We start from the raw sequence: 14,062 nt of genomic DNA on the forward strand, positions 1-14,062 counted from the left end.
TCTTGCGGCGTGGCGCGCCTTCCGAAGGGTCGATCCGAAGCTTCATTCGGGATTCCGGCGTCTGCGGGGCCGGATCAGGGCGCGTTTGCTTCAAAACCGGGGCCGCGCGCCTTGCGGAAAGCGATGATTGACACTTTGGGAATCGGGACTTTCGCGCGCTTGTGTGATAGACAAAAATTTGGCAAGGTGATGGTTAGGACAGGACAGCTGTCTCAATTTTGCTAGCGATTCCGGCATAGGGATTGCAGCGAAAGTTGGTGCTTCCGAGCACCAAGAAGGCAACAGGCAAAGCCGTTCACGGGGACGTAGAACGTCTTGGCCTGAATTTAAGAAAATGCGGCTCGCAGCGGACGAGCGGTGACCCAGAGGCGGGTGCCGCGGAACGCCCAAGGTGCGCCGAAGATGGCGGTGAGACAGCTTGCCGCATGGAGAGGACGAGGACATGAACGGGTCGCAATTCGAGCGCGCAAACATCGTGGCAGAAGAACTGTCGGCGACGGTCGCCTCGAAAACGACTGATCCGATTCAGGAACACAATTCGCGCCCGCCGGCCGAAGGCCTCTACGATCCGAGCCTGGAGAAGGATTCCTGCGGCGTCGGCTTCATCGCCAACATCAAGGGCAAGAAGTCGCACGAGATCGTCTCGGACGCGCTGAGCATCCTCTGCAACCTCGAGCATCGCGGCGCCGTCGGCGCCGATCCGCGCGCCGGTGACGGCGCCGGCATCCTGGTGCAGATCCCGCACGCGTTCTTCAGCCGCAAGGCCAAGGAGCTCGGCTTCACGCTGCCGCAACCCGGCGAATACGCCATCGGCGCGCTGTTCATGCCGCGCGACACCGCCTGGCGCAACGTCATCAAGAGCATCATCGCCGACCAGATCAAGGAAGAGGGTCTGACCCTGCTCGGCTGGCGCGACGTGCCGACCGACAATTCCTCGCTCGGCGTCACCGTGAAGCCGACCGAGCCCGCCTGCATGCAGGTGTTCATCGGCCGCAACGGCACCGCCAAGACCGAGGACGATTTCGAGCGCCGGCTCTACATCCTGCGCAAATCGATCTCGCAGGCGATCTACCAGCGCCGCGACCGCGGCCTTGCGGGCTATTACCCCTGCTCGATGTCCTGCCGCACGGTGATCTACAAGGGCATGTTCCTCGCCGACCAGCTCGGCAAGTACTATCCCGACCTGCACGAGGCGGACTTCGAGAGCGCGTTGGCGCTGGTGCATCAGCGCTTCTCGACCAACACCTTCCCGGCCTGGTCGCTGGCGCATCCCTACCGCATGATCGCGCATAACGGCGAGATCAACACGCTGCGCGGCAACACCAACTGGATGGCGGCGCGCCAGGCCTCGGTGAGCTCCGAGCTCTACGGCAAGGACATCAACCGGCTCTGGCCGATCTCCTACGAAGGCCAGTCCGACACCGCCTGCTTCGACAACGCGCTCGAATTCCTGGTGCAGGGCGGCTACTCGCTGCCGCACGCCGTCATGATGATGATCCCGGAGGCGTGGGCCGGCAATCCGCTGATGGATGAGACGCGCCGCGCCTTCTACGAATATCACGCCGCGCTGATGGAGCCGTGGGACGGCCCCGCCGCGATCGCCTTCACCGACGGCCGCCAGATCGGCGCGACGCTCGACCGCAACGGATTGCGGCCGGCGCGCTATCTCGTGACCAAGGACGACCGCATCGTGATGGCGTCTGAGATGGGCGTGCTGACGATTCCCGAGGACCAGATCATCACCAAGTGGCGTCTGCAGCCCGGCAAGATGCTGCTGGTCGACCTCGAGCAGGGCCGCCTGATCCCCGACGACGAGATCAAGGCCGAGCTCGCCAAGAGCCATCCCTACAAGGAGTGGCTGGAGCGGACCCAGATCGTGCTGGAAGAGCTGCCGAAGGTTCCGACCACCGGCGTGCGCTCCAACCTGTCGCTGCTCGATCGCCAGCAGGCATTCGGTTACAGCCAGGAAGACATCACCATCCTGATGACGCCGATGGCGGCCACCGGCGAGGAAGCCGCGGGCTCGATGGGCAACGACACGCCGATCTCGGCGCTGTCGGCCAAGGCCAAGCCGCTGTTCACCTACTTCAAGCAGAACTTCGCGCAGGTCACCAACCCGCCGATCGACCCGATCCGCGAGGAGCTGGTGATGAGCCTCGTCTCGATCATCGGACCGCGCCCGAACCTGTTCGACCTGCAGGGCCTCGCCACCACCAAGCGCCTCGAAGCGCGCCAGCCGATCCTGACCGATGCGGACCTCGAGAAGATCCGCTCGATCTCCGACGTCGCCGAGTCGCACTTCAAGTCGCGCACGCTGGACACCACCTTCCACGCCGGTCTCGGCGCGGCCGGCATGGATCAGGTGCTAGATGAGCTCTGCGCGCGTGCGGAAGCCGCCGTCCGCGAGGGCGTCAACATCATCATCCTGTCCGACCGCATGGTCGGCACCGACCGGGTGCCGATCCCGGCACTGCTGGCCTGCGCCGCCGTGCATCATCATCTGATCCGCGTCGGACTGCGCACCTCGGTCGGTCTCGTCGTCGAATCCGGCGAGCCGCGCGAAGTGCATCACTTCGCCTGCCTCGCCGGCTACGGCGCCGAAGCGATCAATCCTTACCTCGCGTTCGAGACCATCATCGCGATGAAGGACCGCCTGCCCGGCTCGCTCGACGACTACGAGATCGTCAAGCGCTACATCAAGTCGATCGGCAAGGGCCTGCTGAAGGTGATGTCCAAGATGGGCATCTCGACCTACCAGTCCTATTGCGGCGCGCAGATCTTCGACGCGGTCGGCCTCAAGGCGGACTTCGTCGGAAAGTTCTTCGCCGGCACGCATACCCGCGTCGAGGGCGTCGGTCTCGCCGAGATCGCGGAAGAAGCCGTGCGCCGCCATGCCGACGCGTTCGGCGACGCGCTGGTCTACAAGACCTCGCTCGACGTCGGCGGCGAATATGCCTATCGCAGCCGCGGCGAGGACCATGCCTGGACCGCCGAGTCGGTCGGGCTGCTTCAGCATGCCGCGCGCGGCAATTCGCTGGAACGCTATCGCGCCTTCGCCAAGATCCTCAACGAGCAGTCCGAGCGCCTGCTGACGCTGCGCGGCCTGTTCCGGATCAAGAGCGCCGAGGAAGAGAAGCGCAAGCCGGTGCCGCTCGACCAGGTCGAGCCGGCCAAAGACATCGTTAAGCGTTTCGCCACCGGCGCGATGAGCTTCGGCTCGATCTCGCGCGAGGCGCACACCACGCTCGCGATCGCCATGAACCGGATCGGCGGCAAGTCGAACACCGGCGAAGGCGGCGAGGAAGCCGACCGCTTCAAGCCGATGCCGAACGGCGATTCCATGCGCTCGGCGATCAAGCAGGTCGCCTCGGGCCGGTTCGGCGTCACCACGGAGTATCTCGTCAACTCCGACATGATGCAGATCAAGATGGCGCAGGGCGCCAAGCCCGGCGAAGGCGGCCAGCTGCCCGGCCACAAGGTCGACGCGACCATCGCCAAGGTCCGGCATTCGACGCCGGGCGTCGGCCTGATCTCGCCGCCGCCGCATCACGACATCTACTCGATCGAGGACCTGGCGCAGCTCATCTACGACCTCAAGAACGTCAACCCGACGGGCGACGTCTCGGTCAAGCTCGTCTCCGAGATCGGCGTCGGCACGGTCGCCGCGGGCGTCGCCAAGGCGCGCGCCGACCATGTCACCATCGCGGGCTTCGAGGGCGGCACCGGTGCATCGCCCCTGACCTCGATCAAGCACGCCGGCTCGCCGTGGGAGATCGGCCTTGCCGAAACCCACCAGACGCTGGTGCGCGAACGGCTGCGCAGCCGCATCGTGGTCCAGGTCGACGGCGGCTTCCGCACCGGCCGTGACGTCGTGATCGGCGCGCTGCTCGGCGCCGACGAGTTCGGCTTCGCCACCGCGCCGCTGATCGCGGCCGGCTGCATCATGATGCGCAAGTGCCATCTCAACACCTGCCCGGTCGGCGTCGCGACCCAGGACCCCGTCCTGCGCAAGCGCTTCACCGGCCAGCCCGAGCACGTGATCAACTACTTCTTCTTCGTTGCGGAAGAGGTCCGCGAGATCATGGCCTCGCTCGGCTTCCGCACCTTCAACGAGATGATCGGCCAGGTTCAGCTGCTCGACCAGACCAGGCTGGTCGCGCACTGGAAGGCCAAGGGCCTCGACTTCTCCAAGCTGTTCGTCAAGCAGAAGGAGGAGAAGGGCCAGAAGATCTATCACTCCGAGCGCCAGAACCATCATCTGGAAGCGGTGCTCGACCGCACGCTGATCGAGAAGGCGACGCCCGCGCTCGACCGCGGCGCGCCGGTGAAGATCGAGGCTTCGATCAACAGCACCAACCGCTCCGCGGGCGCGATGCTGTCGGGTGCGGTCGCCAAGATCTACGGCCATGCCGGCCTGCCGCACGACACCATCCATGTCAGCCTCAAGGGCACCGCCGGCCAGGCCTTCGGCGCGTGGCTCGCCCACGGCGTCACCTTCGAGCTCGAGGGTGAAGCCAACGACTATGTCGGCAAGGGTCTCTCGGGCGGCAAGATCATCGTCAAGCCGCCGAAGAACTCTGCCATCGTGCCGGAAGAGAGCATCATCGTCGGCAACACCGTGATGTACGGCGCGATCCAAGGCGAGTGCTACTTCCGCGGCATCGCCGGCGAACGCTTCGCCGTCCGCAACTCTGGCGCGGTCGCCGTGGTCGAGGGCGCGGGCGATCATTGCTGCGAATACATGACCGGCGGCATCGTGGTCGTGCTCGGCAAGACCGGACGCAACTTCGCGGCCGGCATGTCCGGCGGCATCGCCTACGTGCTCGACGAGACCGGCGACTTCGACAAGCTGTGCAACCTCAGCATGGTCGAGCTCGAACCGGTCTTGTCGGAGGAGCTGATCAACGCCGGCACCTACAATCACACCGGTGACCTCGAGGCGCATGGCCGGGTCGACGTGTTCAAGAACCTGCTCGACTCCGATGTCGAGCGGCTGCACGTCCTGATCACGCGCCATGCGAAAGCGACCGGCTCCAAGCGCGCCGCCGAGATCCTTGCCAATTGGAAGGACTGGCTGCCCAAATTCCGCAAGGTGATGCCGGTCGAGTACCGGCGCGCGCTGCGCGAAATGGCGGCCAACGCGGACGCCGAGCCGAAGATCGCGATCGGGGCGTAATAAAGAAGCCTCATGGTGAGGAGGCGCGTAGCGCCGTCTCGAACCATGAGACCACCATCCGGGCCTCTATCCTTCGAGACGCGGCGCGAAGAGCGCGCCGCTCCTCAGGATGAGGAGTGAGAGAACAAACGACTAAGCGGCAGGACTTCGGGTTTTATGGGCAAGATCACGGGTTTTCTGGAAATCGAACGGCACGACCGCAAGTACACCCCGGTCGCCGAGCGCGTGAAGCATTTCAACGAGTTCGTCGTTCCCTTGACCGAGAAGGAAACGCGCGACCAGGCCGCGCGCTGCATGAATTGCGGCATTCCCTATTGCCACGGCACCGGCTCGGTCGCGCCCGGCACGCCCGGCTGCCCGGTCAACAACCAGATCCCTGACTTCAACGACCTCGTCTATCAGGGCAACTGGGAAGAGGCCTCGCGCAACCTGCACTCGACCAATAATTTCCCTGAGTTCACCGGTCGCATCTGCCCTGCGCCGTGCGAAGCGTCCTGCACGCTCAACATCGACGACAACCCGGTCACCATCAAGACCATCGAATGCGCGATCGTCGACCGCGCCTGGGATAATGGCTGGCTGAAGCCGGAGGTCGCCGCCGTCAAGACCGGCAAGAAGGTCGCGGTGATCGGCTCGGGACCCGCAGGCATGGCCTGCGCGCAGCAGCTCGCGCGCGCCGGCCACGACGTGCACCTGTTCGAGAAGTTCGCCAAGGCCGGCGGCCTGCTGCGCTACGGCATCCCCGACTTCAAGATGGAGAAGGGCATCATCGACCGCCGCGTCAAGCAGATGGAAGGCGAAGGCGTCACCTTCCACTACAACAGCCATGTCGGCGCCGACGGCAATGTCGATCCGCGCGAGATGCTCAACGAGTATGACGCCGTCGCCCTGACCGGCGGCGCCGAAGCCCCGCGCGACCTGCCGATCCCCGGCCGCGATCTCGCTGGCATCCACTACGCCATGGACTTCCTGCCGCAGCAAAACCGCCGCGTCTCCGAGGAGCCGCTGAACGGCATCACCGAGATCCTCGCCGGCGGCAAGCATGTCGTCGTCATCGGCGGCGGCGACACCGGCTCGGACTGCATCGGCACCTCGCTGCGCCAAGGCGCGCTGTCCGTGACCCAGCTCGAGATCATGCCCGCTCCGCCCGAGCGCGAGAACAAGGGCCTGACCTGGCCGAACTGGCCGCTGAAGATGCGCACGTCCTCCAGCCAGGCCGAAGGCGCCATCCGCGAATTCGCCGTGCTGACCCAAAAGTTCACCGGCGAGAACGGCCAGGTCAAGAAGCTGCACTGCGTCCGCGTCGACGACAAGTTCAAGCCGATTGCCGGTACCGAGTTCGAGCTCGACGCCGAGCTGGTCCTGCTCGCCATGGGCTTCGTCCATCCCGTGCACGAAGGCCTGCTCAAGCTGCTCTCGGTCGAGCTCGACCCGCGCGGCAACGTCAAGGCCAACACCTTGGACTACCAGACCTCGCGCCCGAACGTGTTCACCGCCGGCGACATGCGCCGCGGCCAGTCGCTGGTGGTCTGGGCCATCCGTGAGGGCCGGCTGTGTGCCCGGTCGATCGACACATTCCTGATGGGGAAGACGGATCTGCCGCGGTAGGCGCGGCTCACTCCGCCGCCAGATTTACAAACAGTGTCATCGCCCGCCTTGTGCGCACTCGCGCACTGGAGCGGGCGATCCAGTATTCCAGAGACGTCAGACGTATACGGATAAGCCGCGGCGTACTGGATGCCCCGGTCAAGCCGGGGCATGACAGCTGAGCGGGTAGCGACGACTGCGCATCAAGGCGCGCCTCATCGCTAGTTCTGCAGCCTCACCCCCAGCATCACCACCGTGCCCTGCGAGCTCGAGCCCGACTGGTTCGAATCCAGGATGTCGTGGCGCAGCGTGCCCTTGATCCAGACGTTGCGGTTGAGCTTGTAGATCAGATTGCCTTCGAGCGAGTAGGTCTTGTCGTTGCGATTCTGGTTTTGGTAGTCGTAGGTGCCGTAGGTGAACTTGCCGACGGCCGTGAGCCAGCGGCGGAAGTCGTGATCGACTTCGACCCCGTAGGTGTGCACCAGCACGCCGGATGAGCCGGGGACCGTGGTCTCGTTGATCTGCGTGTCGGTCGCAAGTTTCACCGTGGTGAGGCCGCTGGCGTTCCAGATCAGCGAGCCCGAGGTGAGGAAGCCGGAGAGCTGGCTGAGGCGCGGGTCGACATAGTTGCGCGCGGAATAGCCGACCGAGACCTCGCCGGTGAGGATGCGCGAGAACTCGAAGGACGAGCCGACCTTGGCATAGCCGCCGTTTGAATCGCGGAAGAAGCCGTTGCGATCGGCCGCCTGGTCGTGGACGCGGGTGTCGCCCTGGATCTCGACGAACGGTTTTAGCCCAGGCTTCAGCTCGTAAGAGAAGCGGCCGACCCCGCCGTACTGATTAAAGTCGCGATCGCTGTTGCTGAAGGTCGAGCCGTCGGTGAGTTTTGAATCCGTGTAGGCGGTGCGATCGACGGTGGCGCCGGCGGCGACCTGGAAACGGTTGAAGGTCTGGTCGAAGCCGACGGTGGTGCCATAGGTCGCATAGACGGGATATTTCTGGAGGCCGGCCTGCACGTTCGGGCTGCCGGGATTGTCGGTGGCGAGCCGCAGGCGCAGCTGCGAGGTCAGCTTGAGGTCGCGGTCGACGTCGATGCGGCCGTCGACATGGCCGGTGAAATCGGGCCGGTCGATCTCGACCGGCGAGGGCGAGGCGAAGCCGTCGATCGTCGCCGGCATGTTGTTGGTGTAGCCCGAGAACGAGCCGCGCAAATCGGCGACCAGCGCGTGGCGCTCCCAGTCCGACACCACGAGGAGGTCGGGCGCGACGACGTAGACCGGCGAGCCGACCGGCTTGTTCAGACGCGCCGGGTTGGTGTCATAGCCGGCGGAAAGCTCGAGCCCGCCCTTGATCAGGAAGCTGCCGGCATAATCGCCGACCGCGCCGAACGGATCCTCGTCCGGCTTGAGGCGGCGGCGCAGCGGCTGGCCGGGCACGTTGCCGGCCATCGCCGGCGACACCGGCACCTTGTGCGCAGTCTCGGACGGCGGCGGCGCGATGCGCGGCGGGCCGAGCGTCCTGTCCGGCGTTGCCGGCGGCACCGGCGAGCCGGGCCCGACCGGGCGCTTCGGCTTCGGCTGCCCGGGATAGAGCTTGGGCTGCTGCCGCCTGCGGTTGAGCGAGTCGTAACCCGAGCCGCTGGCGCCGTTGGCGGCTGGCAGACCGTAGGTCGGCACCTGGCCGACGCGCGAGGTCGCCGGCGCCTGCTGGCGCTTGCGCGGATCGGCGTTGGGATCGGGCAATGCCGGCAGCGCGTCCGAAGGCGCCTGCGGTACGCCCGCCGTGCGGCGCGTGGGCAAGGTGTCGGGCGCGGCGAAACCGCCGCGGTTGGGATTGAACAGGTCGGGCGTGAGGCTCTGGGCGGCCGCTGGGCCGCTTTGCAGGGCCGTCAGCACAAGACACGGCAAAGCCGCGCACAGGAAATGCGCGCGTTGGCTCCGGCCCGTGCCTGGAGACGACCCCACGATGGAATTACCCCAACGAAATCAAACACTTTCCCGATGACCTCCGCCGACTGGCAGAAACCATCGTTAATGGACTTAAAACAATTATGGTTAATGACCCGTTGAGGGGCGGGGCGGCCGCGTCGCCTCATGCGCTGAGGCGTGCTAAAGCAGGCGCCAATGGGCCATCGCCCCTCCTCCCTGGACCTGTACATGCCGAGTTCGAAACCGCTGATGACCCAATCATCCGGCCCCGTCCCTGCAAGCGTCGAATCCGCGCTCCGCACGCTGGAGACCGAGAGCGGCGGCATCAACGCGCTCGCCGCGGCGCTGCGCGGCCCGCTGGGTGCGACCTTCGCCAAGGTGGTCGACCTGATCCGGCAGGCCAAGGGCCGCGTCATCGTCACCGGGCTCGGCAAGTCAGGCCATATGGGCCGCAAGATCGCGGCGACGCTGGCCTCGACCGGCACGCCCTCCTTCTTCGTTCACACCGCTGAAGCCGGCCACGGCGACCTCGGCATGATCACCACCGACGACGTCATCATGGCGCTGTCCTGGTCCGGCGAGCAGCCGGAGATGAAGAACCTCGTGAACTATTCGGCGCGCTTTGCGATCCCCATGATCGCGGTGACGTCGAACGCGGCGTCCTCGCTCGGACAGGCCGCCGACCTCGTGATCGAGCTGCCAAAGGCGCGCGAGGCCTGCCCACACAATCTGGCGCCAACCACCTCGACCCTGATGCAGGCCGCGATCGGCGATGCGCTCGCCATCGCGCTGCTGGAAGGGCGCGGCTTCACGGCGCTCGAGTTCGCGCATTTCCACCCCGGCGGCAAGCTCGGCGCGATGCTGAAATTCGTTCGCGACTACATGCGCACCGGCGCGGAGATCCCGCTCAAGCCGCTCGGCACCGAGATGTCGGAGGCCGTGGTCGAGATGTCGGCCAAGGGCCTCGGCTGCGTCTGCATCGTCAATGACGCGAACGAGGCCGTCGGCATCATCACCGACGGCGATCTGCGCCGCCACATGCGGCCCGATCTGCTGACGGTGACGGTCGACGACATCATGACCAGGCAGCCGAAGACCGTGCCGCCCTCGATGCTCGCCACCGAGATGATCGAGGTGCTGAACACCCGCAAGATCACGACGCTGCTCGTGACCGAGGCAGACAAGGTCGTGGGCATCGTCCACCTGCACGATCTGCTGCGCGCGGGTGTGGCGTAAGGCACGCTCTCTCCGCGCCGTCATTCCGGGGCGCGCCCGCTTGGGCGCGAGCCCGGAATCCATCGGGCAGCACACTCGGGGCGCGATGGATTCCGGGCTCGCGACTTCGTCGCGCCCCGGAATGACGAGAAAAGTGTGGCGCCCCTCTCTCCTCCGTCATTGCGAGCGCAGCGAAGCAATCCAGACTGCCTCCGCGGAAAGACCCTGGATTGCTTCGCGGAGCCTGTCATCGGGCCGCGCTTTGCGCGGACCCGTTGGCTCGCAATAACGGGGGCAAGAGCTACGGAAACCGCGCCGCCTTCTCCTCCAGCGACAGCCTCAGGCCGTTCGCCAGATACGAGACCGTGCGATAGAAGCCGCACAGCAGCATGACCTCCAGGATCTGCGCCTCGTCGTAATGCGCCGCGAGCGCGGCGAATTCCGCATCGGTGAACGTCGCGCGGTGATGCAGCGCGTCGACGGCTGCGATCAGCACCTGCTCGCCCGGTGACCAGCACGGCGACGTCGCATCGCCCTCTACGGTGGCGCGGACCTCGTCCTCGGTGAGGCGCGCCGGACCGGCAAAGACTGCGACATGCACGCCCCATTCATATTCGCATTTGTTCAGCGCGCAGGTGCGGTCGATGACGATCTCGCGTTCACGCAACGACAGCGGCCCGGGATCGAGCAGGCCGCCGGCGCGGAACTTGTCCCAGGCGCGGCTGTGGCCCGCCATCACCCGGAACAGCAGCAACGGCGGCGCGCCGCGCATGATGCGGTCGAACTGCGCCTGGATCTCCGGGGGATAAGGCGGCGCGAGCGGCGCAATGCGCGGTGTGGCCTGGGACATCGGCCGTCTCCGTATGCTACAATTATCGTAGCATTACGCTACATTATCTGTAGCAATAGGCAAGAGGGCGACGATGGCGAAACAGGCCGGCTCGACAACACGCAGCGTCCGCGGCTCCCGCACCGGACGGCCGATCATGGCGCTGCTCGACCTGCTCGGCCGGCGCTGGACCTTGCGGATCCTGTGGGAGTTGCGCGACGCCCCCCTCACCTCCCGCGGCTTGCGCACCGCCTGTGACGAGGCCTCGCCGACAGTGCTGCAAGCGCGGCTGGACGATTTGCGCGAGGCGGGGTTCGTGAAGCTCGGCGAAGGTGGAGGCTACGGGCTGACGCCGCTCGGGCGGGATTTGTGCGAGACGTTCATGCCGCTGCACCGGTTTGCGGAGAGGTGGGGGAGTTCTTCCCCCTCTCCCCGCTTGCGGGGCCGCGACGAGCTTCGCTCGCGCTGAGAGGGCGGGGTGAGGGGGAGCCTCCGCGCAGACGGTGAGAGCCGACTCGCGGAGAGCCCCCCTCACCCGGATTGCATCTACGATGCAATCCGGCCTCTCCCCGCAAGCGGGGAGAGGCGAAGGGTCCTCACGCCACCGCCACCGTCAGATTCACGCCGTCCACCTGCACCACTTTCACGCGCGTCCCGGCCGGCGTATCGGGACCTGCGACGCGCCAGACCGTGTCGCCGATGCGCATGGTGCCGTTGCCGTCGATGATCGGCTTCTCCAGCGTGAACTCGCGGCCGAGCAGTGCCTCGGTGCGCTTGTTGAGGAAGGGGCTTCCGCTCGCATCGGGATTCGGCCGCGAGAGGCGACGCCACACCGGCACGGCGGCTGCCGCGAAGAACGCGAACATCACCAGCTGCACCTGCCAGGACACGGCGACGGTGAACGAGATCAGCCCGACCAGCAGCGCGGCGAGCCCGAGCCAGAACAGGAATACGCCCGGCGCCAGCACCTCCAGCCCCATCAGGATGAAGCCGAAGATCAGCCAGTTCCAGGTACCGAGCGATACGAACATGTCGGTCATGACACGACCTCTTTGAAGTGGCGCATGCCCCTATCGGAAAACCGGTGTCCACTTTTCCGGAGCATGCGCATGGTCCCGTTACGGCACCGCTGGCGGCGTCGGGCCGGACGACGGCACCGAGCCGCCACGGCGGGCCGCGGCAGCGGCGGATGCCGCACTCTCGCCGAACGTCGCCTTGGCGATCTCGCCGATGCCGGCAAGCGAGCCCAGCATGCTCATCGCCTCGACCGGAAGCATGATGACCTTCTGGTTCGGCGAGTCCGCCAGTTGCCCGAACGCCTTGATATACTTGTCGGCGATGAAATAGTTCAACGCCGCGACGTCGCCCTTGGCGATGGCTTCGCTGACCATCTGCGTCGCCTTGGCCTCGGCCTCGGCGGACCGCTCGCGGGCCTCGGCGTCGCGGAACGCGGCTTCCTTGCGGCCTTCTGCCTGGAGGATCTGGCCCTGCTTGGCGCCCTCGGCGCGCAGGATCTCCGACTGCCGCTGGCCTTCGGCGGCGAGAATGTCGGCGCGCTTGACGCGCTCGGCCTTCATCTGCCGGCCCATCGCCTCGACAAGATCGGCGGGCGGCACGATGTCCTTGATCTCGATGCGGTTGACCTTCAGGCCCCAGGGCGAGACCGCGGCGTCGACCACGCGCAACAGGCGCTCGTTGATCTCGTCGCGATGCGACAGCACCTGGTCGAGATCCATCGCACCCATCACCGAGCGGATGTTGGTCATGGTCAGGACGGTGATGGCCTGGGTCAGGTTGGAGACTTCGTAGCTCGCCTTGGCGGCGTCGAACACCTGGTAGAAGGCGACGCCGTCCACCGTCACGGTGGCGTTGTCCTTGGTGATCACCTCCTGCTCGGGAATGTCGATCACCTGCTCCATCATGTTGATCTTGCGCCCGACGCGGTCGAAATAGGGCACGATCAGGTTGAGCCCGGGGCTCAGCGTCTGGGTGTATTTTCCGAACCGCTCGATGGTCCAGTCATAGCCCTGCGGCACCGTCTTCACGCCGGCAATCAGCGTGACGATGACGAGCAAAACCAGAACAATCGCGAAAATGTCGAAACCGCTCATATGTCCTCCAAGGCAGGAAAAAGCCCTTTCCCGCGCTGTCATTGGTCGGGATCGCAACCCTACCGGTTCAGCGGTCGCGATTCACGTCGGCATTCGGACGATTCTGCACAAGACACAGCAGGAGGAAACGGTCACGATATGTATTTCCGAAGGGCTCTTGAAAGCGTTCGGGCGCAGACCTAGCGGCGAAAGTTAACGAATCTGGGCATGTGTCCGTGGCGGACGACCTTATTCGATGACATCGTTCGCCGTTGCAAGCAGGCTTGGAGGAATGGTGACGCCAAGCGCCTTGGCGGTCTTGAGGTTGACCGCAAGCTCGAACTTGGTGGGGTTCTGCACCGGCAGGTCGGCGGGCCGCGCACCCTTCAGGATGCGATCGATGTAGTTGGCGGCGCGGCGGAGCTGCTCGGCGCTGTCGGTGCTGTAGGACATCAGCCCGCCCTCGTCGACGAAGGTGCGGCTCCAGAACACCGCAGGCACGCGCGCCTCAGCGATCGCCGCGAGCAGATGGGCGCGGTTGGCCATCGTGTAGAAGTCCGGCAGGATCAGCAGGCCGCCGACCTTGCGCGAGGCCAGCGCTGCGATCGAGGCTGCGTCATGGACCGGCGCGGTCTCGACGGTCACATGAAGCGTCCGTGCGGCCTCCTCGATCGTGCGCAGCATGAGGCCAGCGAACGGCGCAGTGGCGGGATTATAGACGACGCAGACGCGGGACACTTTGGGCGTCACTTGCGTCAGCATCTCCAGCCATTTGCCGGCCAGCGGGCCGTCGTAATCGGTGAAGCCGGTGATGTTGCCGCCGGGATGGGCGAGGTTTTCGACAAAGCCCTGGCTGACGGGATCGGTCACCACGGCGAATACGATCGGGATCGTCGCGGTGCGCCGCCGCAGCTCTTCGACCGAGGGCGTGCCGATCGCGAGCAGGATGTCGGGCTTGAGCGCGATCAGCTCCTCGGCGAGCCCGGCGATCCGCGCCCGGTCGCCGGCGCCGCTGCGCCAGTCGATCCTGAGATTGTCGTGCTCTTTCCAGCCATGGGCGGCAAGCGCCTCGACCAGGATGGCGCTGCGCGTCTGCCCGATCGCATCGTCGGCGGCCGTGACCGAGAGCACGCCGAGCCGCCGCGCCGGTTGCTGCGCCAGTGCTGGGGACGGCAGCGCCGCGATCATCCCAACAAGCCCCAACACCTCGCGGCGGTTCATGGGGAGCCCATCAAAT

General features: G+C 65.9%; 9 protein-coding genes. 4 read left to right on the forward strand and 5 right to left on the reverse strand.

The window, feature by feature from the left end; genetic code table 11:
* Nucleotides 1-442 precede the first annotated feature (442 nt).
* A complete protein-coding gene (gltB, locus tag XI08_RS18660) occupies nt 443-5,176 on the forward strand; it encodes a glutamate synthase large subunit (RefSeq protein ID WP_271575507.1) in 4,734 nt (1,577 codons plus the stop codon).
* 156 nt (nt 5,177-5,332) lie between these two features.
* Complete coding sequence (locus XI08_RS18665; RefSeq protein ID WP_271575508.1) at nt 5,333-6,784, forward strand: glutamate synthase subunit beta; 1,452 nt, start codon at nt 5,333-5,335, stop codon at nt 6,782-6,784.
* Between the two features lie 200 nt (nt 6,785-6,984).
* Here XI08_RS18665 and XI08_RS18670 read toward each other — a convergent pair whose 3' ends face one another.
* Complete coding sequence (locus XI08_RS18670) at nt 6,985-8,727, reverse strand: outer membrane beta-barrel protein (protein WP_271575509.1); 1,743 nt, start codon at nt 8,725-8,727, stop codon at nt 6,985-6,987.
* Nucleotides 8,728-8,919: 192 nt separating this feature from the next.
* On the opposite strand from XI08_RS18670, the gene XI08_RS18675 reads away from it, so the two are divergent.
* A complete protein-coding gene (locus tag XI08_RS18675; RefSeq protein WP_271575510.1) occupies nt 8,920-9,927 on the forward strand; it encodes a KpsF/GutQ family sugar-phosphate isomerase in 1,008 nt (335 codons plus the stop codon).
* Between the two features lie 280 nt (nt 9,928-10,207).
* Here the strand turns inward: XI08_RS18675 and XI08_RS18680 are convergent, their stop codons facing one another.
* Nucleotides 10,208-10,756 (reverse strand): carboxymuconolactone decarboxylase family protein, encoded by a 549-nt coding sequence (locus XI08_RS18680; RefSeq protein ID WP_271575511.1) that lies wholly within the window; start codon nt 10,754-10,756, stop codon nt 10,208-10,210.
* 73 nt (nt 10,757-10,829) lie between these two features.
* On the opposite strand from XI08_RS18680, the gene XI08_RS18685 reads away from it, so the two are divergent.
* Entirely contained in the window at nt 10,830-11,204 is a 375-nt protein-coding gene (locus XI08_RS18685; protein WP_271575512.1) for a winged helix-turn-helix transcriptional regulator, read from the forward strand.
* 127 nt (nt 11,205-11,331) lie between these two features.
* Here the strand turns inward: XI08_RS18685 and XI08_RS18690 are convergent, their stop codons facing one another.
* From XI08_RS18690 to XI08_RS18700, 3 genes are all read right to left on the reverse strand, one after another.
* Nucleotides 11,332-11,775 carry an NfeD family protein gene (locus tag XI08_RS18690; RefSeq protein WP_271575513.1) on the reverse strand — a complete coding sequence of 148 codons (444 nt, stop codon included), beginning with the start codon at nt 11,773-11,775 and terminating at the stop codon, nt 11,332-11,334.
* Between the two features lie 78 nt (nt 11,776-11,853).
* Nucleotides 11,854-12,846, reverse strand: a complete 993-nt coding sequence (locus tag XI08_RS18695) for an SPFH domain-containing protein (protein WP_027543270.1) — start codon at nt 12,844-12,846, stop codon at nt 11,854-11,856.
* Between the two features lie 228 nt (nt 12,847-13,074).
* Complete coding sequence (locus XI08_RS18700) at nt 13,075-14,046, reverse strand: ABC transporter substrate-binding protein (RefSeq protein ID WP_271575514.1); 972 nt, start codon at nt 14,044-14,046, stop codon at nt 13,075-13,077.
* Nucleotides 14,047-14,062 lie beyond the last annotated feature (16 nt).

It is taken from the genome of Bradyrhizobium sp. CCBAU 11361 (genome assembly GCF_028128935.1).
In the GTDB taxonomy this organism is placed as follows: domain Bacteria; phylum Pseudomonadota; class Alphaproteobacteria; order Rhizobiales; family Xanthobacteraceae; genus Bradyrhizobium; species Bradyrhizobium niftali.

Coding starts and splice junctions, on each gene's coding strand:
- gltB (WP_271575507.1), top strand. CDS start 443: ATGAACGGGTCGCAATTCGAGCGCGCAAACATCGTGGCAGAAGAACTG.
- XI08_RS18665 (WP_271575508.1), top strand. CDS start 5,333: ATGGGCAAGATCACGGGTTTTCTGGAAATCGAACGGCACGACCGCAAG.
- XI08_RS18675 (WP_271575510.1), top strand. CDS start 8,920: ATGCCGAGTTCGAAACCGCTGATGACCCAATCATCCGGCCCCGTCCCT.
- XI08_RS18680 (WP_271575511.1), bottom strand. CDS start 10,756: ATGTCCCAGGCCACACCGCGCATTGCGCCGCTCGCGCCGCCTTATCCC.
- XI08_RS18685 (WP_271575512.1), top strand. CDS start 10,830: ATGGCGAAACAGGCCGGCTCGACAACACGCAGCGTCCGCGGCTCCCGC.
- XI08_RS18690 (WP_271575513.1), bottom strand. CDS start 11,775: ATGACCGACATGTTCGTATCGCTCGGTACCTGGAACTGGCTGATCTTC.
- XI08_RS18695 (WP_027543270.1), bottom strand. CDS start 12,846: ATGAGCGGTTTCGACATTTTCGCGATTGTTCTGGTTTTGCTCGTCATC.
- XI08_RS18700 (WP_271575514.1), bottom strand. CDS start 14,046: ATGAACCGCCGCGAGGTGTTGGGGCTTGTTGGGATGATCGCGGCGCTG.